Annotated in this window: 22 protein-coding genes and 1 tRNA gene; 10 read left to right on the forward strand and 13 right to left on the reverse strand. The window is 52.4% G+C overall.

The window, feature by feature from the left end:
- Positions 1-53: 53 nt before the first annotated feature.
- Positions 54-500: a phage integrase N-terminal SAM-like domain-containing protein gene (locus tag BZG74_RS00260; protein ID WP_077770852.1), complete on the forward strand. Its 447-nt coding sequence runs from the start codon at positions 54-56 to the stop codon at positions 498-500.
- A gap of 195 nt (positions 501-695) precedes the next feature.
- Here BZG74_RS00260 and BZG74_RS00265 read toward each other — a convergent pair.
- From BZG74_RS00265 to BZG74_RS00280, 4 genes are all read right to left on the reverse strand, one after another.
- A tRNA-Ser gene (locus BZG74_RS00265) sits at positions 696-786 on the reverse strand.
- 139 nt (positions 787-925) lie between these two features.
- Positions 926-2,128: an enoyl-ACP reductase FabV gene (gene fabV, locus BZG74_RS00270; RefSeq protein WP_077770853.1), complete on the reverse strand. Its 1,203-nt coding sequence runs from the start codon at positions 2,126-2,128 to the stop codon at positions 926-928.
- A 211-nt stretch (positions 2,129-2,339) separates the two neighbouring features.
- Positions 2,340-4,640 carry an acyl-CoA dehydrogenase gene (locus BZG74_RS00275; protein WP_077770854.1) on the reverse strand — a complete coding sequence of 767 codons (2,301 nt, stop codon included), beginning with the start codon at positions 4,638-4,640 and terminating at the stop codon, positions 2,340-2,342.
- 166 nt (positions 4,641-4,806) lie between these two features.
- The gene (locus BZG74_RS00280; RefSeq protein WP_077770855.1) at positions 4,807-5,493 is read right to left on the reverse strand and encodes a TetR/AcrR family transcriptional regulator; all 687 of its coding nucleotides are present in this window, start codon (positions 5,491-5,493) and stop codon (positions 4,807-4,809) included.
- A gap of 498 nt (positions 5,494-5,991) precedes the next feature.
- Here BZG74_RS00280 and BZG74_RS00285 point away from each other — a divergent pair, with 498 nt between their 5' ends.
- Entirely contained in the window at positions 5,992-8,706 is a 2,715-nt protein-coding gene (locus BZG74_RS00285) for a DUF2339 domain-containing protein (protein WP_077770856.1), read from the forward strand.
- 316 nt (positions 8,707-9,022) lie between these two features.
- Here the strand turns inward: BZG74_RS00285 and BZG74_RS00290 are convergent, their stop codons facing one another.
- On the reverse strand, positions 9,023-9,877 hold the full coding sequence (locus BZG74_RS00290; RefSeq protein ID WP_077770857.1) for an NAD(P)H-binding protein: 855 nt from the start codon (positions 9,875-9,877) through the stop codon (positions 9,023-9,025).
- 324 nt (positions 9,878-10,201) lie between these two features.
- Here BZG74_RS00290 and BZG74_RS00295 point away from each other — a divergent pair, with 324 nt between their 5' ends.
- Together BZG74_RS00295 and pyk are read left to right on the forward strand one after the other, a co-directional pair.
- The gene (locus BZG74_RS00295; RefSeq protein WP_046073477.1) at positions 10,202-11,056 is read left to right on the forward strand and encodes a MurR/RpiR family transcriptional regulator; all 855 of its coding nucleotides are present in this window, start codon (positions 10,202-10,204) and stop codon (positions 11,054-11,056) included.
- Between the two features lie 158 nt (positions 11,057-11,214).
- On the forward strand, positions 11,215-12,660 hold the full coding sequence (gene pyk, locus BZG74_RS00300) for a pyruvate kinase (RefSeq protein ID WP_077770858.1): 1,446 nt from the start codon (positions 11,215-11,217) through the stop codon (positions 12,658-12,660).
- Positions 12,661-12,791: 131 nt separating this feature from the next.
- On the opposite strand, the gene BZG74_RS00305 is transcribed toward pyk, so the two are convergent.
- The 7 genes from BZG74_RS00305 to pspA all read right to left on the reverse strand — a co-directional run bounded on the left by BZG74_RS00305 (position 12,792) and on the right by pspA (position 19,037).
- Positions 12,792-13,415 (reverse strand): GNAT family N-acetyltransferase, encoded by a 624-nt coding sequence (locus tag BZG74_RS00305; RefSeq protein WP_235605683.1) that lies wholly within the window; start codon positions 13,413-13,415, stop codon positions 12,792-12,794.
- The gene (gene tyrR / locus BZG74_RS00310) at positions 13,396-14,937 is read right to left on the reverse strand and encodes a transcriptional regulator TyrR (protein ID WP_077770860.1); all 1,542 of its coding nucleotides are present in this window, start codon (positions 14,935-14,937) and stop codon (positions 13,396-13,398) included. The genes BZG74_RS00305 and tyrR overlap by 20 nt, the downstream gene beginning before the upstream one ends.
- A gap of 317 nt (positions 14,938-15,254) precedes the next feature.
- Positions 15,255-16,277, reverse strand: a complete 1,023-nt coding sequence (locus tag BZG74_RS00315) for a YcjF family protein (RefSeq protein ID WP_077770861.1) — start codon at positions 16,275-16,277, stop codon at positions 15,255-15,257.
- An 11-nt stretch (positions 16,278-16,288) separates the two neighbouring features.
- Positions 16,289-17,680: a YcjX family GTP-binding protein gene (locus tag BZG74_RS00320; protein WP_077770862.1), complete on the reverse strand. Its 1,392-nt coding sequence runs from the start codon at positions 17,678-17,680 to the stop codon at positions 16,289-16,291.
- 50 nt (positions 17,681-17,730) lie between these two features.
- Complete coding sequence (gene pspC, locus BZG74_RS00325; RefSeq protein ID WP_077770863.1) at positions 17,731-18,120, reverse strand: envelope stress response membrane protein PspC; 390 nt, start codon at positions 18,118-18,120, stop codon at positions 17,731-17,733.
- Entirely contained in the window at positions 18,117-18,347 is a 231-nt protein-coding gene (gene pspB, locus BZG74_RS00330; RefSeq protein WP_077770864.1) for an envelope stress response membrane protein PspB, read from the reverse strand. The genes pspC and pspB overlap by 4 nt, the downstream gene beginning before the upstream one ends.
- Positions 18,348-18,368: 21 nt before the next feature.
- The gene (gene pspA / locus BZG74_RS00335; RefSeq protein ID WP_077770865.1) at positions 18,369-19,037 is read right to left on the reverse strand and encodes a phage shock protein PspA; all 669 of its coding nucleotides are present in this window, start codon (positions 19,035-19,037) and stop codon (positions 18,369-18,371) included.
- Positions 19,038-19,245: 208 nt separating this feature from the next.
- Here pspA and pspF point away from each other — a divergent pair, with 208 nt between their 5' ends.
- The 6 genes from pspF (at position 19,246) to BZG74_RS00365 (ending at position 25,649) form a co-directional block, all read left to right on the forward strand.
- Positions 19,246-20,259 carry a phage shock protein operon transcriptional activator gene (gene pspF / locus BZG74_RS00340; RefSeq protein ID WP_077771113.1) on the forward strand — a complete coding sequence of 338 codons (1,014 nt, stop codon included), beginning with the start codon at positions 19,246-19,248 and terminating at the stop codon, positions 20,257-20,259.
- 124 nt (positions 20,260-20,383) lie between these two features.
- A complete protein-coding gene (gene sapA / locus BZG74_RS00345; RefSeq protein WP_077770866.1) occupies positions 20,384-22,003 on the forward strand; it encodes an ABC transporter substrate-binding protein SapA in 1,620 nt (539 codons plus the stop codon).
- 3 nt (positions 22,004-22,006) lie between these two features.
- Positions 22,007-22,969 carry an ABC transporter permease gene (locus BZG74_RS00350; RefSeq protein ID WP_077770867.1) on the forward strand — a complete coding sequence of 321 codons (963 nt, stop codon included), beginning with the start codon at positions 22,007-22,009 and terminating at the stop codon, positions 22,967-22,969.
- Entirely contained in the window at positions 22,956-23,843 is an 888-nt protein-coding gene (sapC, locus tag BZG74_RS00355; protein WP_077770868.1) for a putrescine export ABC transporter permease SapC, read from the forward strand. The genes BZG74_RS00350 and sapC overlap by 14 nt, the downstream gene beginning before the upstream one ends.
- Positions 23,843-24,850: a peptide ABC transporter ATP-binding protein gene (locus BZG74_RS00360; protein ID WP_077770869.1), complete on the forward strand. Its 1,008-nt coding sequence runs from the start codon at positions 23,843-23,845 to the stop codon at positions 24,848-24,850. Before sapC ends, BZG74_RS00360 begins: the two co-directional genes overlap by 1 nt.
- Positions 24,834-25,649, forward strand: a complete 816-nt coding sequence (locus BZG74_RS00365; protein ID WP_077770870.1) for a peptide ABC transporter ATP-binding protein — start codon at positions 24,834-24,836, stop codon at positions 25,647-25,649. Before BZG74_RS00360 ends, BZG74_RS00365 begins: the two co-directional genes overlap by 17 nt.
- 60 nt (positions 25,650-25,709) lie before the next feature.
- Here the strand turns inward: BZG74_RS00365 and pyrF are convergent, their stop codons facing one another.
- On the reverse strand, positions 25,710-26,408 hold the full coding sequence (gene pyrF / locus BZG74_RS00370) for an orotidine-5'-phosphate decarboxylase (protein ID WP_077770871.1): 699 nt from the start codon (positions 26,406-26,408) through the stop codon (positions 25,710-25,712).
- Positions 26,409-26,493: the final 85 nt, after the last annotated feature.

Below are 26,493 nucleotides of genomic sequence, written 5' to 3' on the forward strand. Positions count from 1 at the left end.
CCACATCCGGTGAAGAGCCATTAATATACAGTGTTAGATGGAGGGAAAAGATCATGACCAAAAGTCCTTTTATGGCAAGCCTTCAGCATGAGATCAGGCGACGAGGCTATGCGATCAAAACTGAGAATAGTTACCTATACTGGGTGCGCCGATTTATCCTTTTCCATCATAAGCAGCATCCTAGAGAGCTCAGTGATGAGGATGTAAAAACGTTTCTGTCTTATTTGGCGAATGCAAAGCAAGTTTCACCGAACACACAAAAGGTTGCACTCAATGCGCTGGCCTTTCTATACAACCAGTTTTTAGACCAGCCGTTAGGTAAGATTGCATTTAGTCCGTCCAAAAAATCGCCGCGAATTCCAGTTGTGCTCAGTAAAGAAGAAGTTGCCAGAATTTTTACCTACCTTGGCGCAAGAGATAAGCTGATTTGTGGGCTTATGTACGGCAGTGGCCTACGCATCAATGAGTGCTTGAGGTTACGTATTAAGGATTTGCTTTAACGCCCACGCTACCGCCGTTGGTTAGCGGCGTCCAAAAAGCCATGTAAGAGGCAGAAATATTGAGGGTTAGCGTACCAGAGTGCAGAATAGCTGTTTAGACAGAATCGCCTAAAATGTTGGTGAGGTCAGGGTTTGGGAGTTTGCGGGAGTATAAACGCAAAAAAGCCGCTGACTAAGCAGCGGCTTTTCTATATGTGGCGGAGAGATAGGGATTTGAACCCTAGAAGGGCTATTAACCCTTGCCGGTTTTCAAGACCGGTGCTTTCAACCACTCAGCCATCTCTCCGGAACGCGGCGTATATTATTGGGTTGCGGTTGGTTTGTAAAGCAAAAAACCATGATTTGGGGCGCGTTTGGTCAGCTTTCAGCCAATAAAAAAGAGGCCAGCATTTGGCTGACCTCTTTTGGGTGTTTGCTGAGCAGTTTTAGATGTTTTCGACATCAAATTCCACTACCGGGCTCACGTCTGCGTCGTAGTCGACGCCTTCAACGCCAAAGCCAAATAGCTTCAAGAACTCGGCTTTGTATTCGTTGTAGTCGGTCAGCTCAGTGAGGTTCTCTGTGGTGATCTGTGGCCACAGGTCACGACAGTGCTGCTGAATATCCTCGCGCAGCTCTAGGTCGTCTAAACGCAGGCGACGCTCGCTATCTACCTCTGGCTCGCTGCCATCGGCTTGATACAGGCGCTGAGTAAACATGCGATAGATTTGCTCCATGCAGCCCTCATGGACGCCTTCTTCGCGCATTTTCTTGAACACCATGGCGATATAAAGCGGCATCACCGGGATCGCCGAGCTGGCTTGGGTGACCACGCTTTTCAGTACCGCCACGTTGGCGCTACCGCCTTTAGCGGCAAGTGTTTGGTTTAGCGCATTGGCAGCACGGTCTAAGTCCATTTTCGCTTTTCCTAGCGCGCCTTCCCAATAGATTGGCCAGGTAAGCTCTGTACCAATGTAGCTGTAAGCAACAGTTTTGCAGCCTTCAGCAAGGACACCGGCGTCATTAAGGGCGTTGATCCAAAGCTCCCAGTCTTCGCCGCCCATTACGGTAACGGTGTCTTGAATTTCTTGCTCGGTAGCCGGTTCAACGCTGGCTTCGATGATTTCATCTTTATTGGTGTCTACCGCGGTTGAGGTGTACGTCTCACCGATAGGTTTGAGTGACGAGCGCACCAGCTCACCGCTGTCAGGTAGCTTACGTACTGGCGAGGCTAGCGAGTACACCACCATGTCGATTTGACCCAAGTCTTGTTTGATCAAATCAATCGTTTTTTGCTTGGCCTCATGCGAGAAGGCATCACCATTGAGGCTTTTTGAATACAGGCCTTCTTGCTTGGCAAACTTGTCGAACGCGGCTGAGTTATGCCAGCCTGCGGTGCCAGGCTTTTTCTCGGTGCCTGGTTTTTCAAAGAACACGCCAATAGTTGCAGCGCCGCCACCAAAGGCTGCCGCAATGCGTGAGGACAAGCCATAGCCGCTGGAGGCACCCACAACCAGTACACGCTTAGGCGCATTGGCAATCGGGCCTTGCGCTTTGGTGTAGTCAATTTGCTCTTTTACGTTGGCTTCACAACCAACGGGATGTGTCGTCGTACAGATAAATCCACGAATTTTAGGTTTGATGATCATATTCAACGTCCCTCACAAAATTGAGGCTAGGATAAATACTAACGCCTGCCTATGCATCCCCTTTTACGGAAAAAGGGCAAAAATACCCAGTGGTTGGAGGTGTTGCAGGCAAGAATAGTGGGCAAGATCTCAGCATTGTGGCCCCAAGTGTCAGCGCCAATAAAAAAGCGCCTGCGAGGTGCAGACGCTTTTTCGCGCAAGTTAGCGACCTTTAAGCCGCTTTACTTGGATTGGGCTTGGCAATAGCACCGCCTTCTAGCTGGCTAGAGGTAAACCATTCGGCTTTAAAGTCATCCACTTGCACCGCATAAGCACGCAGTGCATCAGCCTCTAACAGTTTGTCACGCGCATCGGCAGTAATAAGATTTTGCTCAACTGCTTGTTGCGAGCGATCCGCCAAGCTGGCTTTGCCGTCAATCTGCTTGGCTTTCACCGCCTTGACCAGGGCTTTTTCGGTGTCACGACACGCCCACATTGCAGTAAACGCGCGCTCCATCACCGCCACCGGATCGTCGGCTTTGTCGCCTACGTAGCATAAGTGCGTCCAACGGTCGCGCTCTGCGCTCGGTGTCATTAACTGCTCGGCAATCTGATTAAGCAGCTTGTCAGAGGGCATTTTGTAGCGCATGCCAAGTGGGAACAAAAGCACCCGTAGGCTGCGGCCCACGCCTTTGGCAGGGAAGTTGTTAAAGGCGCCATCAAACGCTTTGGCACACTGGGCTAGGCAATATTGCAGCGCATAGTGCACCATCGGCAGATCTTGGCTCGGACGGCCTTCATCTTCGTAGCGCTTCAACGTCGCCGACGCCATGTAAAGGTGGCTCAAAACATCCCCCAGACGCGCCGATAGCATTTCTCGGCGTTTCAGCTCACCGCCAAGAGACAACATCGCCACATCGGTAGTCACCGCCAGTGCGCGACTCATGCGGGTAAGGTGACGATAGTATTTGGCCGTCTCGCCACTAACCGGCGCACGGTTGGTCAGCGATCCGGTCAGCGCATTAACCAGCCCCATCACGCTGTTTTTGGTGGCATGGCCAATATGTTTGAACAGCAATTTATCAAAGGCTTGGGCACCGGCCTCTTGGTCTGGGTTCGCCGCCGCTTCCATCTCTTTAAGCACGTAAGGATGGCAACGGGTCGCCCCCTGACCAAAGATCATTAGGTTGCGGGTAAGAATGTTCGCGCCTTCGACCGTGATGGCCACCGGAATGCCAAAGTAATGATGGCCGATGTAGTTTAGGGGCCCCAACTGAATCGCACGACCCGCGTGTACATCCATCGAATCATTCAAGATGGTGCGCGCAATTTCGGTCATGTGGTATTTGGAAATCGCGGTGATGATCGCCGGTTTTTCTCCCTGATCCAGCGCGGTGGTGGTCAGGGTGCGGGTCGATTCAATTAAGTAGTTCAACCCACCCATGCGGCCCAGCGCTTCTGCTACCCCTTCAAAGCGGCCAATGTGCATACCAAACTGTTTACGCACATAACTGTAAGCGCCTGTGGTACGGGTGGCGAGATGCCCTACTGCCGTCCCCAGTGCCGGTAACGAGATCCCGCGCCCCGCTGATAGACACTCCACCAGCATGCGCCAACCGCGGCCAACGTAGTCTTTACCGCCGATGACCCAATCAATCGGGATAAAGACATCCTCACCCTTGGTGGTGCCGTTCATAAATGCCATGTTGAGCGGGTTGTGGCGATCGCCAATTTCAACGCCAGGGTGTTCAGCCGGGACCAAGGCACAGGTGATGCCAAGCTCTTTTTTGTCCCCCAGCAGGCCGTCTGGATCGCCCAGTTTAAACGCCAAGCCCACCACGGTCGCCACGGGTGCCAGTGTAATATAACGTTTGTTCCAGCTTAGGCGGATCCCCAGCACTTGTTCACCATTGTGCTCACCCATGCACACCACGCCGCGGTCTGGAATACTACCAGCATCGGAGCCTGCTTCTGGGCCGGTTAAGCCAAAGCACGGCACTTCACGACCATCGGCCAAGCGTGGCAGCCAGTAGTCGCGCTGGTCTTGCGTACCATAATGGGTCAGCAGTTCACCCGGCCCTAATGAGTTCGGCACCATCACCGTCACCGCGGCACTTAAGCTACGGGTGGCAATGCGCGATACGATGGTAGAGTTGGCCAGCGCCGAAAACGCGAGGCCACCGTATTCTTTGGGAATGATCAGCGAGAAGAAGCGCTCTTTTTTCAGATAATCCCAGACTTCTTCCGGCAGATCTTTTTGCTCTTGGACAATTTTAAAGTCATCCAACATCGCCAGGAGGGTGTCTAGCTGGTTGTCGATAAACGATTGCTCTTCTGCTGTGAGTGTTGGCTTACCATACTGGTGCAACGTCTTCCAGTTTGGCGATCCGGAAAACAGTTCACCGTCCCACCACACACTACCGGCTTCCATCGCTTCACGCTCAGTGGCGGATAACGGTGGCAGCACTTTTTTGAAGAAAGTAAACGCTTTATCACTCACCAGTGAACGACGTAATGAAGTTTGAGAGCTCATGATTCAGGTCCTTTTGTTGATCATGGTTGCACTCTTTTTACTGTTATTGTGCGACCAGAACGGGTTTTTACATTGCACTTCACGCACCGTGATACACCTGTCGCTGCGCTGAGTGGTTCAAATAAGCGGGACGCACCGCATCCTCGCTTGATGTGTTTTGATTGCCCTACTCCGCTTGTGACTCCGTCGCGAAGGCGAGCACTTGCCCCTGCTGTGCCATTGCCGCCGGTTTGGCGTTCATCCCTGATGCTAGATACGGAATTAAGCGGTCAACGATCGCTTCGGTATCAAGGGTGCGACCAAAATCGTTTTCGGCAATATCACGCAACGCTTCGCTAGACGCCATGGTGAAAATCGCCGCCCCAAGGGTGAAGTGTAAATGCCAAAACACCGCCTCTGACGTCAGTGCGGGGTTGGCTTTGCGTACCGCTTGGTTAAACAGCGACAGCACGTGCTCGTAACGGGTGGTGATAAACCAACGTAAATGGCCTTGTACATCGGTATAACCGCGGCCAATCAGCTGCATAAAGGTGGCTGCGCCATGTGGCCGATACGCGTCAAGCGCAAGCACTGGCTGTTTTGCGCATGAGAATACTTGCTCCATCGTGCAATCTGGTCGCACTAAGAGTGCTTGTAGCTGCTCACCGAGCGCTGGCATAAACGCTTCGAGGTAGCGTCCGAGCACTGCCCGCACCAGTGACTTTTTGTCGCCAAAGTGATAGTTCACTGAGGCAAGGTTGACGCCAGCCTTGCTGGTAATCGTGCGTAATGACGTTTCTTTAAACCCGTGCTCGGCGAAGAGCTGCTCCGCGGCATCCAGAATTTTTGCTTTGGTGTCGCCTCGTCCTGCCATTGTTCATTCACCTGTATTAAACGCTTGTTTAACTTTATACCCAGACATGAATTTTAACAAGCCTGAAACACACACGCATCGCATGAGTAACATCACATTATTGAGTGATTTCACCGAGACAGACATCGGGTGGCGTTACACCAGCGTTTGCAGAGTGACCGTATATTGTTTGGTAAATAATGATGGCGCTTTGCGCGCTTGGCTGACTATGTAACGCGTTGAATAAAAATGGTTAAACAACCCGTTCAAGCACTGCTCAAGCCATGGCTACGTTTTTTTTGAACAAAAGTGGGAACCCATTCGCATTTCTGGTAGTCACACCTTGTGCCACTGCTTTTTCTAGAAGACTTTTCTTCTATGCCCACTCGCCGTTTGCTTGTGGGCTTTTTTATGCACTTGCTCCCAAGTTTTGACTTTTCTTGCCACCATAACGCCAATTTAATCGGCCTCGCTGTACAGTGTGCACGCATTTAGTGACAACGGGCTTGATTACGCGATATGGAATCCTTACTCCTCTTGGTGTTTGTCGCCAGTTTGGTGATGCTCATTGGTGGCATTTGTGGCCTCTCGGCCCTATTCAAAGTTAACGCACTCAATCGAGAGCTCTCGGAGGTGCGCCATACCCTCTCCCAGTTGCAATCGAAAGCGGACGCTGACGCGATGCCGACGTCCACTCATGCCAACCACACGGCTGAGGCTGATACGGAGCCGGCTGAGTCTGGCCGCGATACAGACGCTGCTATGGTATCGCGTGATAGCCACCCATTAACGCAGGAAGCGCTCACCTCATCGACCCGGCATGCGCCATCTAACACAGAGCCCAGTGATGCAGAGCCGGTCGCCACCAACGCAGCCCATACCGCCTCTGACGCGCAACCATCAGGCGATAACCGTCATCGTCTCGCTTGGCTTGAGCGCGCGAAACAACAGTGGCTGGTTTGGAGTGGCGCCGGTATTTTTACCCTCGGCGGACTTTTCTTAGTTTCCTATCTGATCAGCGAAGGTTATTTTCCTCCTCTGGCCCGCCTTGGCTTGGGAGCGCTGTTTGGCGTCGGCTTAATTGTTGGCAGTGAATGGCTGCACGATAAGTTGCGCCGCTATACGCAAATTGATTGGCCGAGCTATGTACCCGCGGCCATTGCGAGTGCGGGCTTTATCAGCTTGTTTGGCCTGACCTTGATGGCAGCGACGCCCTATCAGTTTATTTCCGAGCCTGTCGCGGTTGTGATGCTGGCGCTGATCTCGCTCGCTGCGACCTTCTACGGGCTTAGGTTTGGCCCGCTGCTGACCGTGGTCGGGCTCATCGGTGCCTATGGCGCGCCATTGTTCTCTACCAGTGCCACCCCCAGCTACGGGTTGCTCGCCAGTTATTTCTTACTGGTCGCTGCCGCCATCACCTATGTGGCGCAACGTGTCGAGCGCCGATGGCTATGGTATAGCTTGTGGGGGATGCATCTTGCTTGGCTATTTGCTTTTGCCCATTTTTCGGTGCCATTGCTTATCGTCACCGGGTTTGCTGTCGGCTCGGTCTACGTGCTGATTGCCGTACCCAGATTGGGTTGGTTGCTTAAACCAACATCTGACGCGCCACTGTCTTGGCGCACTCTTGTCGATATTCGAACTTGGCACCATCACGCACTCGACACCTGGCTGATGCTGGCGATTATGTTTATTGCCTCCACCGCAGCGTTTTCTTTACCGCTCACGGTCGGGATACCATTGATCGCCGCGTTGGTGGCTTGGCTTTATCTCGCGCCGCTTTTCTCCGCTCGCTGGGATGCATGGCCGGTGCTGGGCTTAGCTTGGGTCGCTCTCTGGTTATGGTTCGGTGACCTTGCCCGCGACCCGCTTGCCCAACAGGTTGGCTTGGGGATGGGTGTCATTACCCTGCTCTATGGCTTAGCCCTAGGTAAACGGCCACCGCAACGTCTCCATTTTATCTGGCTAGCGTGCCTGGCCACGCCCTTTATGGTGAGCCTCAACGCAATGGTCACAGGCGCGTTTTGGGGGGGAACGCTTGCGTACGCGTCTAGCGCACCGTTATGGGCAGCTTGCCTCGCCGGTGGTGGCGCGGTGTTAGCGGCCTATACGCGTCATTTTAAAGGTAACGATCAGGCCCATATTCTGGCACGATTAAGCCTGTGGTGTGGCGTCAATGCCCACCTGGCGCTCGCGTTAACGTTGCTGCTGAGCGATTACGCCCTGACCTTGGCCTTGACCGCGCAAGCCGTGGTGATGCTTTGGCTTACCCATCAATACCGGATAGCGCTCGCCAATTGGGTGATCCAAGCACTGATCAGCGTGGTGCTCGCACGCGCGACCTTGTTATTGCTCGCCACCCATCATATGGCATCACTGCCAGACACATTATGGCTTTATCCGTCGCTTGGAATGTTGATTTATGCTGGTCAGCGCTGGGTACAAAACCACACACTGCCCGCTTGGCTCACTGGCGCGCAACTGCAACTCGCTGCGCTGTGGCTAACCAGTGCATCACTGTGGCTCTGTGATCTTCAAGGACTGACCAGCGTGATGCACTCAGTTTCGGGCGCAGTGGTCATGAGCATGAACTGGTTATTATTGGCGTGTGTGTATCTTTATCGTGCTCGCGCCGCGCAGACGTTCGCGTTTTTGTACCGTATCGGTGGGATCGCCCTCTTAACCTTAAGTGCACTCATCCAGTTTGTTCTCTTTTTCGAGCATAATCCTTACATTGAGACGGTCTCGATTGGAGACTCGCCGCTTACCAGTTTGCTCTGGCCTTGGTGGGGTGTTCCCTTACTGGCTTGCGTATGGTTGGCGAAATGGGGGTATCCATCGCTCCCCGTGCCAAAGGCCCGAGTGCAAACAGCGGCCAGCACCTGTGCCGCGGTGTTTGGTTTTTTGCTGGTTAACGGTTTGATCCGTCAGGCTTGGCAAGGCGATACCATTGCCCTGTCACAACTAACCTCACATGCAGAGCTGTATACCTACTCATTGGTATGGTTGGCAATAGGGAGTTTGAGCTTGCTGGGGGGCTACTGGCAGCAATCGGTACGCATGCAGCAGGGCGCAATGGCGGTGTTGGCGCTAGTAATCCTGAAAGTGTTCCTGGTTGATATGGCAAGCTTAGAGGGACTGATGCGAGCATTGTCCTTTATTGGCCTTGGGCTTTGCTTGGTGGCGTTGGGAGGATTGTTCCAATGGCTCAAGCAACGGCAATGGGCCGCCTAGCCCGACGTCGGTGACACGCTAGGCCACCAACCTGTGTTGCAATAGAGTAAGATGGCGGCATAAATTGCCGCCATTTATGAGACAAACATCACACCTGTGTCGCCTATTGAATAAAAATCGCGACTTTTTTTAATTTGTAGGAACTTCTTTAAATTCGCCCAGTCCTAATGGGTGCATCGGTAAGAAATGCCTTATCCCCCTCAGAACGTGAGGGAGCATGATTCCTCTTTCTTTCCGACCTGCTGCTGCTTTTTCTACTTACTTTAGAGTTTGTTTGTCTCTACCTTTATTTTTGCCCACCTTGTGTGGGCTTTTTTTATTTTGGGGCCGGGTCATCCGAGGTCACCTGACCGTCGGCGATCATTTGGTACGGTGAGGCATAGCGTAAGTTAAGCCCCAGTTGCGCCAGCGTCTGCGAAGCATCAATCCATTTACCATCGCCAGCACTTGGCTGATATTCAGGCGGCTGTAACCCCATTTCACGCGCTGCCCAGCCGTAGTACACACTTTTCGCTGGGTGTAGTTCCGCGCACAAATGAAAGGTATGACCCCATTGGCGCTGATGAATAATCGCACTGATCGCCGCCATCACGTCACTGCGGTGGATCAAGTTTACCGGCTCATTGCCGCCTGATAAGCCTTGTCGACCAGCAAGCATGGTTGAGGGATGACGCTCACCACCAATCAACCCCGCGAGCCGCATGATTGTTCCTTTCTCTCCATACGTTTCGCGCAGATGCGCTTCGATATGTTCGTGTGCTTTGCCCGACGCCGTGGTGGCGGCAGTCGCGGTTTGCTCGGTCACCTGTCCTTGAAGCTCCCCGTATACGGAGGTGGTGCTGATAAATAGCACATGCTCAACGCCTGCTTGGGCTAGGCGGTCGATAAACGCGCACATGGCATCGCGGTATGCATCAAAGTCGGCGTGACGACGCCCCGCCGCGATATTGATCACCACGATGTCAGCCTCAAGCAATGGGGCAGCCTGATGGTAATCGGGTGACATCACATCAAACGGCACCACGGTGGTCGCCAGCGTCTCGCTCAAAGCTTGCGCCGAGGCTGGCTCACGTTTGGTCCCCACCACGTGGTGCCCAGCGCCAAGTAGATGTGACGCCAGCGGTTGGCCCAACCAACCACATCCACAAATTCCAACTTTCAATCCTGACACACGCGCTCCTTATCATTACGTAATTATTTTTCAATGTAATGGTTCCCACCGTCAATTTCGGCTGGTTTTTGAACATTTATTTATTTCACGCTGTAAATATATTCCTTAATTATGTAAGGAAATAACTAAAAGCGTGAATGGTGACAAAGTTTTTATGCTCAGACAGTCATAATAATGTCATTACAATCCGCGAGACGATAGACTATCTGTTACTAAACGGCAGTCAAAAGCCGTGGTGAATGACGCACTTAACACTTCATTGATGCTCGCTCTCACCGAGCGACAGTTTTTTAACTTTGGTCTTGAACGTAAGCGGTAACTCAGATGAATACTCTGGAAAAAATACAAAAAAATCTTGAAAACTTCAGCAAATCTGAAAGAAAAGTTGCTGAAATCATTGTCGCCTCTCCTCAAACCGCTATTCACTCGAGTATTGCGACGTTGGCAAAGATGGCTGATGTGAGCGAGCCAACGGTAAACCGTTTTTGTCGTCGCCTAGACACCAAAGGCTTCCCGGACTTTAAACTTCACTTGGCACAAAGCCTGGCCAACGGCACCCCGTATGTGAACCGCAACGTTGAAGAAAACGATGGGGCAGATGCTTACACGGCGAAGATTTTTGAGTCAACCATGGCCTGTTTGGATGTGGCGAAAAACAGCATCGACACGCACCAGATCAACCGCGCAGTCGACATGCTGACCCAAGCGAAAAAAATCGCCTTTTTCGGGCTGGGCGCCTCGGCGTCGGTGGCGCATGACGCGCAAAACAAGTTCTTCCGGTTTAACATTCCAGTGGTGTGCTTTAACGACATCGTGATGCAACGGATGAGCTGCATCAACTGTAATGACGGCGATGTGGTGGTGATGATTTCACACACCGGGCGCACCAAGAGTTTGGTCGATGTGGCTAATTTGGCGCGTGAAAACGGCGCCACTGTTATCGGCATCACCCAGCGTGACTCACCGCTGGATAAAGTGTGTTCACACACTATTCAGCTCGACGTGCCAGAAGATACCGATGAATACATGCCAATGGCCAGCCGTGTTGTGCAAATGACGGTGATCGATGTGCTGGCCACCGGTTTCACGCTTCGCCGTGGGCCTGGATTTAGAGATAACTTGAAGCGTGTCAAAGAAGCGATTCGTGATTCCCGCTTTCATAAAGAATCTCTGACCTAACTAAAAGGAGTGCGTTGGCACTCCTTTTTTGTGTCATCTATTCGACGTTTTTGATGCGCTACACTGGTGTCAGCACCTCGTCGAATCCACGACTTGGCGGTGATGTTGCCCTCTCTGCTTTATCCCTTAAAACATCACCCTGTATATAGGAGTTAATCATGTCTGCAAAACTGAGAAGAACGAAGATTGTTACCACCCTAGGCCCTGCCACCGACAAAGACAGTGTATTGGAATCGATTATTGCCGCCGGTGCTAACGTCGTTCGCCTTAACTTCTCTCACGGCAGTGCGGAAGACCACATTAAACGCGCCGAACAAGTGCGCGCGATTGCGGCGAAGCTTGGCCGTCACGTGGGTATTTTGGGTGATTTACAAGGCCCTAAAATCCGAGTTTCTACCTTTAAAGATGGCGCCATCACCCTAGCAGTAGGTGATAAATTCACCTTGGATGGCGAGCTTTCGCCTGGCATGGGCGACCAAGACGCGGTCGGCCTTGACTATAAAGCCCTGCCTCAAGACGTCACCAATGGCGATATTCTGCTGCTTGATGATGGCCGTGTTCAGCTCAAGGTGTTGGCGGTTGAAGGCGCCAAAGTGCACACCGAAGTCACGGTAGGCGGCAAGCTCTCTAACAACAAAGGGATCAACAAAAAAGGTGGTGGCCTGTCTGCCCCTGCACTGACCGAAAAAGACAAGCAAGACATTCTCACTGCCGCCAAAATTGGCGTCGACTTCTTAGCAATCTCCTTCCCACGTAACGGCCAAGATATGCACTATGCCCGCTCGTTGGCGCGCGACGCTGGCTTGGACGCACGTTTGGTGGCCAAAGTCGAACGCGCCGAAACCGTGGTCAGTGATGAGAGTATCGACGACATTATTGAAGCGTCTGACGTGGTGATGGTCGCGCGCGGCGATCTTGGTGTCGAAATTGGTGACCCAGAGTTGGTTGGGGTACAAAAGCAACTCATTCGCCGCGCCCGCAGCATGAACCGTTTGGTGATCACCGCCACCCAGATGATGGAATCAATGATAACCGCACCAATGCCCACCCGTGCAGAGGTCATGGACGTGGCCAATGCGGTGCTGGATGGCACGGATGCGGTGATGCTATCAGCAGAAACCGCTGCCGGTCAGTACCCACTGGAAACGGTACGCTCAATGGCTGAAGTGTGTGTCGGGGCTGAGAAGATGCCGTCGGTTAATATCTCCAACCATCGTCTCGATCGTCAATTCGATAGCCAAGAAGAAACGGTCTCTATGGCCACCATGTATGCGGCGAACCATATGCAAGGGGTGAAAGCCATGGTGTCACTGACCGAGTCTGGCCGTACGGCCTTGATGATGTCACGCATCTCTTCCGGTAAGCCCATTTTTGCCCTATCGCGTCATGAACATACGCTTAACCGTGCCGCCCTCTATCGTGGTGTGACGCCGGTGTATTTTGACAGCGACAGCGGTGCCGGCTTGCAAGTGGCGGAACGCGCCCTGCAAACCTTGAAAGAAGGTGGCTTTTTGGCCGAAGGCGATCAGGTGATCATGACCCAGGGCGACCAAATGGAAGTGATTGGTTCGACCAACACCATGCGCGTGCTGACAGTGAAATAACCGCGCTCGCAATCTGACGGTGTGAATAGCCCGCAGATAAACGCGCACTGAAAAGCAAAAGGCGACCTAACTGGGTCGCCTTTTGTATTTGTCGTTGAGGGCCGCGACTGCCTCAGTGAGGCGGTCGCAGGTCAAGCTGGTTTAGGTCGCCAGTGCGGGTTGATATGCGCCATTAAGAGATGATCTTCCCATTGACCATTAATCAACAAATAATCGCGCGCTCGCCCCTCATGTTCAAAGCCGACCGCCTCCAGCACCTTGGCACTACGCTGATTACATGGCATGTAGGAAGCGCACACACGATGGATGTGGACGTTATCGAAAAGCCACTGATTGGTCGCGGCAAGCGCCCGACGCATGATCCCTTGTCCTTGCGCCGCTTCATCAAGCGAATAGCCTACGGTGCACGAATGAGAAGGATACTGCATGATGCTGGTATATGAGATCACCCCTAACACCTGAGGCGAGTCTTGCTTGGCAATCAAAAAGTAATACGCCAGCTGATGCTTTTGTAGCTCCATCAGTTGCAATACCCGCCGTTTCCATCCTTGTTCGGTGTAAAAGCCCGCCGCACGTTCAGGCTCCCAAGGGGCGAGAAAATCACGGTTGCGCTGAAAATACTGCACCACCCGGGTTACATCTTCATGGCTGATGGCATCAATGCGCAGCTCATCAACGGACAAACGCGGAAAGTGGCTCACTGACGGCTGATACATACTGGCTTCCTGCATCGGCTTACTTTTTACCAATCCCATAGTCGCGCAGTTTATTGGCAATGGCAGTGTGCGAGACATCCAATCGCTTGGCCAGCTTGCGCGTTGAAGGGTAGCTTCGGTACAGGTTGTGTAAAATCCCCGACTCGTAACGCTTCATGATTTCATCCAATGAGCCATCCATCGACTCTTCACTCATAAACTGGGTGTTTTCAATCTCTGGCAGTTGAACATCATCGATGGTCATCACTTCTGCATCAATTTGCGTCATCGCATGAAGCAATACATTGCGTAACTGGCGAATATTACCCGGCCACGCGTAGTGGGTTAGATAATCGGCCAACGCTTCGTCGATGCGCGGCTTGGATTGCCCCAAATCGGCGGCAAATTGTTTGACAAACAACTCCGCCAGTGGCATTACATCGGCCGTTCGCTCTCTAAGTGGTGGCACTGTTAGCGATAACACATTGAGACGATAGAAGAGATCTTCACGGAACTGATGCGCGGCCACCAGCTCGGGCAAGTTTTTCTGGGTCGAACAAATGACGCGTACGTCCACCTGCATCTCGCGTTCTTCGCCCACGCGACGGAAGGTCCCGTCTTGCATAAAGCGCAACAGCTTCACTTGTAAGTGGCGGCTCATTTCGCCCACTTCGTATAGAAATACGGTGCCACCATCCGCTTGCTCTAAGATGCCTTTTTTAGCGCTACCGCCCTCTTCAGCCGCCGCCATGCCGAACAATTCGGTCTCGGCAGCGTTATCTGGCATAGACACGCAGTTAACGAGTAGGAAGGGCTTATCCGCGCGCAAGGAATGACGGTGGCAGGCACGCGCTATCATTTCTTTGCCCGTGCCTGTTTCACCTTGCACTAACAGCGGCGCATCCAACATCGCCAATTTTTTCGCCTGGCTAATGAGCTGCTTAAACTTGTTGGACTGGCCGACAAGATGATCAAAGCCATGATCGCTCGGGGTGCGGAACACGGTTTGTGGCGTGTTGTTCATCGCCACCTGCTTGAGCTGCACCACCGCACTTACCAATACTGGTTGCTCACTTTCATCATTAATGTGCACAGGCATCACTTCCATCAGGAAGTCGAGCCCGGCCATCACCACCATACGGCAGCTTTGGCTGGCCTCTTCTTTTTCCAACCAGTGGGCAAACTGAAAGTCAGGAAACACGCTGTTGGCATGTTCATCGATAAGTTGGTGCTCGCTCGAGCCAATCAAGTCTTGCGCCGCTTTATTGGCCATATCGATGTAACCATCGAGGTTAATCGACACCACAGGATCGGTGAGGCTTTCAACCAACGCGCGCAACTCTTTATGCTCACGCTCAGCCGGCAAGAACTGAACTTTGCGTACGTCGGTGACCCCAGAAATCAGTCGGATTTCTGACATCAACTGACTAAAGGCGTCGAATTCAATTTCAGGGCAGTTAAGGTATATGATCCCGACTTGGTCGATTTCAATGCCCCGTAGGTCGATGTCTCGGCGTACCAGAATATCGAGGAGTTCTCGGGTAAGTCCGATCCTATCTTCACAACAGACTTTCAGTCTCATAAAGGATTCCTGTAACTTGACAGTGATACCCAATACTGGCGGCAAACCCTTGGCGGTGACTAGGTTAAAATCGTGCCCCGTTCAAAGGGTTACTCGAATATTCACGCGCGCGTTTGCCTGCGCTGCATTAGCTGTCAGGATAAGTTGACACTGAAGCGGAGTTTGAGCGGGTTGGGGGGAACAGTCAAGCCCTGATGCGATTTTTGCCTTGCGCCGTCACGTTTGTAGCACAGAGAACACGCAATTAACTTACTGATTATTCGATGAATATGCGCGTGACTGGTGAGCTTACCTCCCAGCCACGCTGCTGGCGTCGATTATGACGCGTCTTGTTGGCGCTTGCCCGCCAAGCGTTTGATTAGCTCACGGCGAAGCTGCGACAGGCTGGGCGCGGCTTGACCGTGCCAAGGCAGAGGCCGCATGAGTGTCATGGTTTTAAGCCCTAATCGCGCGGTGAGCAGGCCAATACCGAGCCCTTGGGCAACACGGCCTGATACTCGACCCGCAATATTCACCGACAGCACATCAAAGCCCACGTCGGTCATCGCCTCACTGGCGCCAGCCAGCGCCATGTTGGTGAGCACCATTTTTAGTAAGCGAAAACGCGCTTTAACGCCCAGCTGAATGCCGTAAATCTGCGCGATACGCGTCATCAAGTGAAAATTACGCCATGCCACCAGCAGCATATCCGCTACCGCCAGCGGGCTGACCGCCACCATGAGTGCTGCTTCTTGCGCGTGTTTGGTCACCAAAGCACGCGCCGCTTTATCTTGTGCGCTGAGCACTTGCTGCTCATACAGGCTCAAAATTTCACTGTCGTTATGTGTGGCCGCTAATTGCTGCTGCCAGGTGGCAAAGGCTGCCGTTTGTGCCTGCCCGGTTTGCTCAGCCAATTGCTGACAAAACCGTTCTCCTTGCCCCACCGCATCACTGCTTAGCAGCTGCTCTGCTTGTTCTCGTACGGCTTCACGCTCAACCAAGCGACGCATCGCTCGCCATTCTTTGCCTAGCATCACCAGTCCAGTGGTGGCAACCGCGATCAGCAGGCCTTGCCAACCTAGGCTCAACCAATCTCGCGCCAACCAACTTTGGTACACGCTGTCCGCCGATTGCCACACCGCGAGTAATACGGTCACCAATAGCAAAAACGGCCATACGCGGCGACGTTTACGTGGTGTTGGCGTTAGGGTCGCTTCAAGTTCCGTATCCCACTCTTCACTCGGCGCAGGGGTAAAATCGGTTTCCGATTGGAACTGAATACCTTGTTGGATTCTGCTTTCCGTGTCGTGTTCTACGTCCACATTCTGTGCAAAAGTTTGCTTTGGCTTGTATTGCGTCATCGCGCTCTCACTTATCGAAATTTATCGCCCAGCAAGTAATCCAGTGCCTTATCCATACGGATATGGGGCAAGGGCGCATCCAGTGGCGCTTGCTGAGGACGGAAAGAAGGAAAGTCAAACCCTTGCGCTTGCCAAAATGCCTCATCAGGGAGCTGCGCCGGCACATCACCGGGGTATAGCGTCACCGGAGAGTTGTCTGCAAGAAAGCCTTTTAGCGCGCTCTGGCTTTCTCCTTTTACTGAGACATAACCTGGCGTGGTGGCTTCAATCGCGGCAACACTTTGGCAACGCATATCAATGCCCTCAAACGCCGCCTGCTGCCACGCCTGATGAACGATTTGTTGCAGCAAGCTCACCATATTCGGGTGTTGTTCCGGCGTAACGTGATCGGCTTTGGTCGCTGCAAACAACACCTTATCAATCCGCGGTGAAAATAGCCGTTTCATCAGCCCTGACTTGCCATATTTAAAGCTTTGCATCAGCTGCTCTACGGCAAGACGCATATCATGAAACGCCGCAGGGCCGGCATTCAGAGGTTGCAAGGTATCCACCAGGATCACCTGCCGGTCTATTTTGGAAAAATGCTCTCGATAAAACTTAGCAACCACGTGCTCGCAATAATAGTCGTAGCGCGCTTTTAGCACGCCGTAGTTCGACTCTTTTCCGGCTTTGGCTAGGTCTTGTTCATCTTGACGACCAACCCATGGGAAGAACTGCACCACAGGCGCGCCCGCGAGCTCACCAGGCAGTACAAATCGGCCTGGCTGCACCCAGTGCAAGCCTCCGTGTGCTTTACACTGATGCAAAAACGCGGTGTAGTCTTCGGCAATGTCCGCCAGCATTTTTTCATCAGCCGGGGCAAATGGGTCAAGCGCCGCCGCTTTGGTTGCCCAGGTGGAAGCCAGCTCGCCGCGACGACCGGTGAGTAGCCCAGCTTGTTTCGCTGACCAGTGCGAGTAGGTCTGGCTTAACAAGGGCAAATCGAGCAGCCACTCTCCCGGATAATCGACAATATCCACATATAGCGTGGCCATTTCATTGATTGCCCTCAGTGCCGCCGACTGGGGGCGATAGCGCACCGCGAGACGTACTTCACTGACATCACGTGTCGGTGACGGCCATACCGGCGGGGTTTGATGAAGCGCTTGCATCGCACTGTCGTAATCAAACGCGGGCAGATGCATGTGCGGGTGGGGTTCACGACGGGCACCCAGCCCCCGCCCCTGTTGCACCAATGACATCAACGGTAAATTGGGCTCGGTGCCCAAATGCGTTAGTTGATTAATGAGAGAAGTAATAAAGGCGGTTTTACCCGCACGAGAAAGACCGGTTACCGCGAGGCGAACATGACGGTCAGCCCCACGGCTCACCCACTGCTTCACACGCCTTTTCACTGATGGCATAGGTTAATAGCGCTCCTAGTTGGCCAAGCTGCCCAAACCGGGCAGCGAGATTAGAGTTTTTTGAAGGCTTGGTCGACGTTAAAGGTCGATGAGGTCACATACGCTTCCATGTGCGTCACCTTATCTTCCATTTGGCTAAACTCTCGGTCGAGATCGGCAATCAGTTGGCTCGCCGACTTTCCTGACTGCCAGGGCTTTTGCTTGACTTGATGGTCTTGTTGCGCAGCACTCGGCTCTTGACTCACTTCTGGCGGTTTTTTATCCAGGATCAATACCGCGGCGATATAGGCGACCACGACAAAAAAACCAAAACCGAGCAAGAAAGCCGAGACCGTCAGTATACGTACCAACCAGGTTTCCATGCCAAAGTGATTGGCAAGCCCGGCGCACACGCCGGCGATGCGGCCATTTTCTGGGTCTCTGTACAAGGTTCCACTCATGCGCGCTGCCTCCAGTGTGGCGCCTCAGCATCGAGTAAGCGCTCTAGGTTATCGACGCGTGATTGCAGCTTTTCTGCACGTTGCGCCAGCTGTTGTAGTGTCTCGTAATCTTGCCCACTTAAGCCTTGCGCCACCTGACGCTTGCTGCGGTAATGCAAGAACAGCCACAGCGGGGCGACAAACAGCAGAAAAATCGCCAGTGGGAAACCGAGAAATAATGATGACATGTCCGCTCCTTGTGGTATCGGTTACGATTGGTTGTCTTTCATTTTGGCTTTTAAAGACGCCAGCTCTTTTTCAATCTCATCCTGCGCTTGCAGATCGGCAAACTCGTCTTCCAGGCCTTTGCCCTTGCCAACTTGATAACTGTCCGCTTCCGCTTCAAGTTCGTCAATACGGCGCTCATATTGTTCAAATTTCGCCATCGCTTCATCAGCGCGGCCACTGCCAAGGTGACGACGCACATCGCGACGATTACCCGCCGTTTCACGACGAATTGTCAGTGATTGCTGACGTGCGCGTGTCTCACTGAGTTTGGTTTCTAGTGCAACAATCTCGCCGGCAAGCTTCTCTACGCTCTCGTTGATCAGCGACAACTCTTCATCCAGCGCGACTTTAACATCATGCGCTTTTTGCTTTTCGATTAAAGCGGCCCGCGCTAAGTCTTCACGATCTTTTTGCAACGCGAGTGAGGCTTTGTCCTGCCACTCTTGGATCTGACGCTCGATGTTTTCAATTTTACGCGCCACTTCTTTTTTATCGGCCAGCGCTTTGGCGGAAGAGGTACGTACCTCTACCAAGGTGTCCTCCATTTCTTGGATAATCAAGCGGATCATTTTTTGTGGATCCTCTGCCTTATCCAACAAGGCGTTGACGTTAGCATTCACAATATCAGCAAAACGCGAAAAAATTCCCATCATAAACTCCTTAATACGCTTCTTCGTTGATGAGCCCTGGAGTTAAGGCCAATGGCGCGTTAACCCGTGGTAATCGGCTCTGACACATTCACTCTATCCAAATCCCATGCCAACTTTTAATTCGTTTATTTTCAATAGTTTAAAATGGATTGCGTTACCCTACGAAAAAGGCCATGATGAAGAAAACCACTATTTGGTAAAAATCGCCATGCGTGAACAAGACAATTTATTGGGTGAATCGGACCGTTTTCTTGCCGTGTTGGATCATGTTAGCCAGCTCGCCCCGCTAAACCGTCCGGTACTGATTATGGGTGAGCGCGGTACGGGGAAAGAGTTGATTGCACAGCGCCTGCATTATCTCTCCGCCCGCTGGTCGCAACCGCTAGTGAGCCTAAACTGTGCGGCACTCAGCGAAGGATTGATCGATTCTGAGTTATTCGGGCATGAAGCCGGGGCCTTTACCAGCGCCAAAGGCCGACATGCGGGACGTTTTGAGCGAGCTGAAGGCGGCACTTTGTTTTTGGACGAAATAGCCACCGCTCCCCTGGGCGTACAGGAAAAGTTGCTGCGGGTGATTGAATATGGCGAGTATGAACGGGTAGGCGGCACGTCGCCTCTGCGTGCCGATGTGCGTCTTATCTGTGCCACCAATGAAGATTTACCTGGACTGGCGCATGAGAACCGCTTTCGACCCGACTTGCTTGATCGGCTCGCGTTCGATGTCATCCACCTTCCCCCTCTTCGTGAGCGCCAGCAAGATATTTTGTTGTTAGCTGAGCACTTCGCAATGAAAATGGCGGTGGAGCTTGGCTATTCTTTGTTTGCTGGCTTTTCGGCACAGGCTCAATCTCAGCTGCTGGCTTACACGTGGCCGGGTAATGTGCGTGAGTTAAAGAATGCCGTCGAACGAGCGCTCTCCCGTCATAATGATCCCAATACACCAATCGACACGATTTGTTTAGACCCTTTTTCACCGCCTTGGCAGCGGGCTGATTCTGTAGTTACTGCGACCACCGAGGCCGACTCACTGCCCTCTCTGCCACTCGACCTCCGTCAATGGCAAAGCATTCAAGAACGCGATTTGGTCACAGCGGCGCTGTCGCAGGCCAACTATCATCAGAGAAAGGCCGCGCAGTTACTTGGCCTAAGCTACCATCAATTTAGGGGACTGCTGCGAAAACATAACCTGGGGCAACACGACGCGCATAATCAAACGCGCTGAGTGTACGGACACAGGTACACCCCTTATGCAAAGAAACACCAGATAGCCCCTACTTTGCTTGGTGGTAAAGCCGTTTCGGTGGTAGATTACGGGGTTTACTTTGATAGCTGATTTTACTTGGTTTATGCGCGTTTTTTTCCAGTTTTTGATCCTGGGGGTGAGTGGTCTGCTCCTTGCAGGTTGTGACGCTGCCAGCGATCAACGTGCGGCCGACAATCGTGGCTTTGTGTTTTGTGGCCCTGGCCAGCCGAACACCTTTAATCCTCAGTTGACCGATGGCGGCCTTACGGCTGATACCTTGTCGAGTCAGCTTTATGATCGTTTGCTACGGCTGAACCCGAAGACCTACCAACCCGAGGCGATGCTAGCAAAAAGCTGGAAGGTGAGTGATGATGGTAAAACTTACACCTTCTCTCTTCGCCGTGGTGTCGCTTTCCACCGCAGCACCAAGTTTACGCCATCACGCTACTTGAACGCCGATGATGTGGTGTTTTCCTTCCGCCGCCTCATCGACCCTCGTCACCCGTTTCATCACCTCTCTGGTGGCCAATATCCATGGTTCGATAGCATGGACTTTGATGGTTTGGTGACCGAGGTAAAAGCGCTTGATACCTATCGTGTGCAATTCACGCTTTCTCGACCCGATGTGTCCTTTCTGTCGACCCTTGCCACCAACTTTTCAGTGATCCTATCAAAAGAGTATGGCAACCAATTGCTGGATGAAGGCAAACCCGAGCAACTTGATACTTATCCGGTAGGCACCGGCCCGTTTGCGTTAGCTGAGTATCAGCCGCGAGAGTTTATTCGATTGCGCCGCCATTGGCAGTACTGGCAAGGCCCTGCCCCCATGGAGCAAGTGGTCTTTGATGTCTCAACACGTGGCACAGGGACGCTTGCGAAAATGTTAACCGGCGAGTGTGATGTGCTGGCCTCCCCGGTTGCCAGCCAGCTGCCTGTGGTCGTGGACGATGAGCGCTTTAGTTTGTCGTCGCAAACAGGGATGAATGTGGCTTTTATCGCCCTCAATACCCGTCATCCTGCCCTTTCGGAAGTGGAAGTGCGTCAAGCGATTAACCTTGCGATTGACCGAGGGGCACTGCTCAGTTCAGTCTATTATGGTACCGGCGCGCCAGCCACCAGCTTGTTACCACCCATGTCATGGGCCTACGATCCCAACCGAAAAACCCAGCACGATCCCAAATTGGCCGCGGCACTACTTGCCAAAGCAGGGTATCGACATGGGTTCAGTGTTGACTTAACCGTGCCGCTTAAACCCACCGCGTTTAATCCCAGCCCGCGTAAAACCGCGGAATTGATCCAAGCGGATTTGGGAGAGATTGGTATCGACGTCAATATCATTCCGGAGAAAACCGTTAATCGCACGTCCATTCGCCAAGGTGATGACAGCCACGATATGGTGTTGACTGGCTGGGTCGCCGATAATGGCGATCCTGATACCTTCTTACGTCCTTTGCTCACCTGCAACGCGAAGTTTACTGGCTGGAACATCTCCAACTGGTGTAACCGCTTTTTCGACCAAACGCTGAATCAGGCGATTGCCACAGATAAGATGGCCGAGCGCAAGGCGTTATATCAGGAAGCTCAAACCATCCTCGATCGCCGTATGCCCGTCATCCCGCTTGCCCACGGCATTCAGCACCAAGTGCGTGACGCCAGCCTGACAGGACTGACAATGACACCCTTTGGTGCCGACAGTTTTGCCGATGTGTCGCGGGAGCGCTAACCTATGTTGATTTATACGTTACGACGCCTCAACTTATTCTTAATCACCCTAGTGATCCTCACCTTGGTCGCCTACAACATTATGTTGCTGGCACCCAATTCAAATTGGCACCAATTCGATTACTGGATAGGCTGGATTTACTACATTCGCCAATTACTTGATGGAAACCTCGGCTTAGCCGCCAATGGCTCGCCGGTTGTTGAGACACTGGCGCATGTGGCGCCCGCGACCTTGGAGCTTTGCTTTGCCGCGCTTTTTATCAGTCTGGTCGTAGGTGTGCCTTTGGGCACCATTGCTGGGATCCGCAGCCAAGGGCCGGCAGATAAGGTGATTTCTTCATTTGCGCTGGTGGTGTTCTCTATTCCAACATTCTGGTTGGCCATTTTATTTATTATGGTGTTCTCACTCGACTTACAGTGGTTTCCGGTATCAGGCCGCTACAACCTCTTGTATGAGATCCCGCATATTTCTGGCTTCGCGCTGGTGGATTTGTGGCTGTCAGATTTACCGCTACAAGGTAAGGTCGCAACAGATATTATCCGCCACTTAGTGTTACCGACCCTCACGCTTGCCGTGGTGCCCACCACCGAGATCATCAAAATGGTGCGCGACTCCATGGCCTATGTGATGCGGCAAAATTACATCAAAGCCGCCGCAACCAAGGGACTATCAAAAACGGAAATCGTGCTTCGTCACGGGATGAAAAACGCCATTCCACCCATCATTCCTAACTTTGGCCTATTGGTTTCCACCATGGTGACCTTTGTGATCATCGTTGAGTCGGTATTTAACTGGCCGGGGATTGGGCGCTGGCTCCTCGACGCCCTGATTGCTAAAGATTATGTGTCAGTACAAGGCGGTGTGTTGGTCATTGGTGGGTTTGTGTTACTGATTAATATCATCTCGGATGTATTAGGGGCCTTTATGAACCCGCTGGTAAGGAAAAAATGGTATGCCCTCAAATAGTGTTTACGTTGAACAGCATATCCCTACCCAATTTGAGCGCACCTGGAATGCGTTTCGTCGCAATAAGCTTGCGGTGATTGGTTTTTGGTGCTTAGTTGGGCTCATCCTGGTCACCTTGTTTGCGCCATTGTTGGCACCTTGGAGCCCACAGCATCAAACTGGCCACTTACTGATGGCGCCCTCTTGGGTACAGTCAGGACAGATTGAGTACTTTTTAGGTACCGATGACCTGAGCCGCGATATGCTCTCGCGCCTGATTGCCGGCTCTCGACTCACCTTTGGCTATGCGCTGATGACCGCATTGGCCGCGTCGGTGGTTGGTGTTGCGATTGGGGTGCTGGCTGGGATGACCAAGGGGCTCAAATCAAGTGTATTAAACCATATCCTAGATAGTATCCTTTCTATTCCATCATTATTGTTGGCCATTATCGTGGTGGCGTTTTTAGGTGTGGGTGAAACCCAAGTATTGCTCGCTATTTGGCTATCACTGATCCCACGTATCATTCGCGCCGTGTATACCGCGGTGCATGATGAAATAGGAAAAGACTATATCATTGCCGCGCGCTTGGACGGTGCCAATGATTTTTATCTGCTCTATCACTCGATTTTGCCCAATATTGTCATTGTGCTGAGTACCGAAATTACCCGCGCTATTTCTGTCTCTATTCTCGATGTCGCCGCACTCGGTTTTTTAGGCCTTGGGGCACAGCCACCGGCGCCAGAATGGGGTGCCATGTTAGGGGACTCTGTCGAGCTGATTTTCACTGCGCCTTGGACGGTCACTCTGCCCGGGATGGCGATTGCGTTTAGTGTTTTGGTTGTTAACCTAGTTGGTGAGGGGATCAGCCAAGCCATCAATGCAGGAACTGAATAATGCCCTTACTTGATATTCGACACCTGACCATAGAAATAGAAACCCCACAAGGTATGGTTAAAGCCGTTGACCGTATGAGCCTAACCATCAATGATGGTGAGATTCGTGGCTTGGTGGGTGAATCCGGCTCAGGCAAAAGCTTGGTGGCTAAAGCCATTTGCGGTGTGACCAAAGACCAGTGGCATGTCAGTGCTGACCGATTACGCTTGGGCAACATTGACCTATTAGAGCTCCCCGCGCGTGAGCGTCGCCATGTGGTCGGCAAAGACATTGCGATGATTTTCCAAGAGCCTTCCACCTGTCTTGACCCATCGGAAGTGGTGGGTCATCAGCTTGAAGAAGCGATTCCGCCCGCGTCATTTTCTGGCAGTTGGTGGCAGCGTTTAAATTGGCGCAAACAACATTCCATCGCCTTGCTGCATAAAGTGGGTATCAAGGACCACAAACGGGTGATGGAAAGCTATCCGTATGAGCTTACCGATGGCGAGTGTCAAAAGGTGATGATTGCGATGGCCATTGCGAACCGCCCTCGCCTATTGATTGCGGATGAACCGACCAACGATTTGGACCCCATTACCCAGGCGCAGATATTTCGTTTACTGAGTCGCACCAATCAGTTATCTAACACGACAATCTTGCTGATTAGCCATGACCTGACCTTGGTGACGCGTTGGGCTGATAGGATCACCGTGATGTATTGTGGCCAGTCGGTAGAGTCGGGTAACCGCGAGCAAATCTTGACTACGCCGCATCACCCTTATACCGATGCCTTGCTACGAACGATGCCTGATTTTAGTCGCGATATCCCCCACAAGAGCAAGCTCGAGACCTTGCCCGGCTCAATACCACCACTACAACATCTACCCATCGGCTGTCGACTGGGCCCACGTTGCCCGTATGCTCAACGTAAATGTGTGGAAACTCCCCACACGCAAAAAGTAAAAAATCATAAATTTGCCTGTCATTTCCCACTCAACATGGAGAACAAGCATGGCCGCTCTTCTTGAAATTGACGGGCTCACCAAAGATTATCATCACCGCACTGGGTGGCTGAGAAAGCGTGTCACGCATGCGGTAAAGCCGGTGTCTTTCTCATTAGATGTTGGGGAAACCATTGCCTTTGTGGGCGAGAATGGCTCAGGGAAATCAACCCTAGCACGCATGATTGCGGGTGTTATCGAACCGACTGCAGGACAAATTCGGGTTAATGGCGAGACGCTGCGTTACAAAGACTACCAAACCCGCTGTAAATTGATTCGGATGATCTTCCAAGACCCGAACACCTCGCTCAACCCACGCAACCAGATCGGTCAAATTTTAGAAGGCCCCTTGCGACGAAACACTAATATGACCCCGCAAGAGCGCGGCAAACGCATTAAGAACACCCTATTGCGCGTGGGCTTGCTCCCCGAGCACGCCTACTTTTATCCGCAAATGCTGGCCACCGGTCAAAAGCAACGGGTATCGCTTGCGAGAGCCTTAATTCTTCAGCCCAGTGTGATTGTCGCCGATGAAGCCTTGAATGGCTTGGATATGTCCATGCGCTCGCAAATCATCAACTTGTTGTTGGAGTTGCAAGATGAGATGGGGTTGTCTTACGTCTATGTGTCTCAGCATATGGGGGTGATTAAACACGTCACCGATAAATTGATGGTGATGCAAAAGGGTGACGTGGTAGAGGCCGGTAATACCGCGGATATTTTTGCCAACCCGCAACATAGCTTGACGCAAAGACTGATTGACAGTCATTTTACCGCGCCTGTCCTAGACCGGCGCTCACGTAAGTCAGCAGGCGCACGGCCATAGATTGAGCAAGAGCGGCATTGTTAGCCGCTCTTGGTTAGTACAACGTATCGTCTTGATCGCTTAGCTCGTTAACGTTTGGTTGATCGCTGCCAGCACAGCGGCAGGATCAGCCGCCTGTGTCACTGGCCGACCAATCACAAGATAGTCAGAGCCCGCCTGCACGGCTTCTTTTGGCGTCATCACGCGGCGTTGATCACCTTGGTCACTGCCAGCTGGACGAATCCCGGGAGTAATCAATTTAAACCCACCTCCGCACTCGGCCTTGAGTAGGCTGGCCTCATGCGCAGAGCACACCACCCCATCAAGTCCTGCCCGTTTGGTTAAACCCGCTAAACGCTGCACCTGTGCTTGCGGTGACGTATGAAGACCACTGTCCGCTAAATCGTTTGCTGTCATGCTGGTCAGTACGGTCACGCCGATTAACCAAGGGCGATTGCCGCCATAAGGGGCTAGGGCTTCACGTGCCGCAACCATCATTCGCTCGCCACCCGAGGCGTGGACGTTTACCATCCAGACCCCTAACTCCGCCGCCGCCGCAACCGCACGTGCACACGTATTCGGGATATCGTGAAATTTAAGGTCAAGAAACACCTCGTGTCCCCCCGCGTGCAACTGTTTAACCAATGCAGGCCCAAATAGCGTGAACATTTCTTTGCCCACTTTTAAGCGACATGAGCCCGGCTCTATCTTATCCACAAAGGCCAGTGCTTGATTCATGTCTGCGTAATCGAGTGCCACGATGACTTTTGGGTCGTGCATGTTGTCTCCTCGTTCCTTATATAGTGTTCAGCTAAGCGGTGAATACCGCAACGATAGATAAAAAAACGGCGATGCCAATGCATCG

Origin of the sequence: Salinivibrio sharmensis (assembly GCF_001995985.1) — a bacterium.
GTDB lineage: Bacteria > Pseudomonadota > Gammaproteobacteria > Enterobacterales > Vibrionaceae > Salinivibrio > Salinivibrio sharmensis.

Coding starts and splice junctions, on each gene's coding strand:
- sapC (WP_077770868.1), top strand. CDS start 22,956: ATGCCCTCAAATAGTGTTTACGTTGAACAGCATATCCCTACCCAATTT.
- BZG74_RS00320 (WP_077770862.1), bottom strand. CDS start 17,680: ATGCCATCAGTGAAAAGGCGTGTGAAGCAGTGGGTGAGCCGTGGGGCT.
- BZG74_RS00360 (WP_077770869.1), top strand. CDS start 23,843: ATGCCCTTACTTGATATTCGACACCTGACCATAGAAATAGAAACCCCA.
- BZG74_RS00295 (WP_046073477.1), top strand. CDS start 10,202: ATGAATACTCTGGAAAAAATACAAAAAAATCTTGAAAACTTCAGCAAA.
- tyrR (WP_077770860.1), bottom strand. CDS start 14,937: ATGAGACTGAAAGTCTGTTGTGAAGATAGGATCGGACTTACCCGAGAA.
- BZG74_RS00315 (WP_077770861.1), bottom strand. CDS start 16,277: ATGACGCAATACAAGCCAAAGCAAACTTTTGCACAGAATGTGGACGTA.
- BZG74_RS00275 (WP_077770854.1), bottom strand. CDS start 4,640: ATGAGCTCTCAAACTTCATTACGTCGTTCACTGGTGAGTGATAAAGCG.
- fabV (WP_077770853.1), bottom strand. CDS start 2,128: ATGATCATCAAACCTAAAATTCGTGGATTTATCTGTACGACGACACAT.
- pyrF (WP_077770871.1), bottom strand. CDS start 26,408: ATGCACGACCCAAAAGTCATCGTGGCACTCGATTACGCAGACATGAAT.
- sapA (WP_077770866.1), top strand. CDS start 20,384: ATGCGCGTTTTTTTCCAGTTTTTGATCCTGGGGGTGAGTGGTCTGCTC.
- BZG74_RS00285 (WP_077770856.1), top strand. CDS start 5,992: ATGGAATCCTTACTCCTCTTGGTGTTTGTCGCCAGTTTGGTGATGCTC.
- pspB (WP_077770864.1), bottom strand. CDS start 18,347: ATGTCATCATTATTTCTCGGTTTCCCACTGGCGATTTTTCTGCTGTTT.
- pspF (WP_077771113.1), top strand. CDS start 19,246: ATGCGTGAACAAGACAATTTATTGGGTGAATCGGACCGTTTTCTTGCC.
- BZG74_RS00305 (WP_235605683.1), bottom strand. CDS start 13,415: ATGGGATTGGTAAAAAGTAAGCCGATGCAGGAAGCCAGTATGTATCAG.
- BZG74_RS00260 (WP_077770852.1), top strand. CDS start 54: ATGACCAAAAGTCCTTTTATGGCAAGCCTTCAGCATGAGATCAGGCGA.
- BZG74_RS00365 (WP_077770870.1), top strand. CDS start 24,834: ATGGCCGCTCTTCTTGAAATTGACGGGCTCACCAAAGATTATCATCAC.
- BZG74_RS00280 (WP_077770855.1), bottom strand. CDS start 5,493: ATGGCAGGACGAGGCGACACCAAAGCAAAAATTCTGGATGCCGCGGAG.
- pspA (WP_077770865.1), bottom strand. CDS start 19,037: ATGGGAATTTTTTCGCGTTTTGCTGATATTGTGAATGCTAACGTCAAC.
- BZG74_RS00350 (WP_077770867.1), top strand. CDS start 22,007: ATGTTGATTTATACGTTACGACGCCTCAACTTATTCTTAATCACCCTA.
- pspC (WP_077770863.1), bottom strand. CDS start 18,120: ATGAGTGGAACCTTGTACAGAGACCCAGAAAATGGCCGCATCGCCGGC.
- pyk (WP_077770858.1), top strand. CDS start 11,215: ATGTCTGCAAAACTGAGAAGAACGAAGATTGTTACCACCCTAGGCCCT.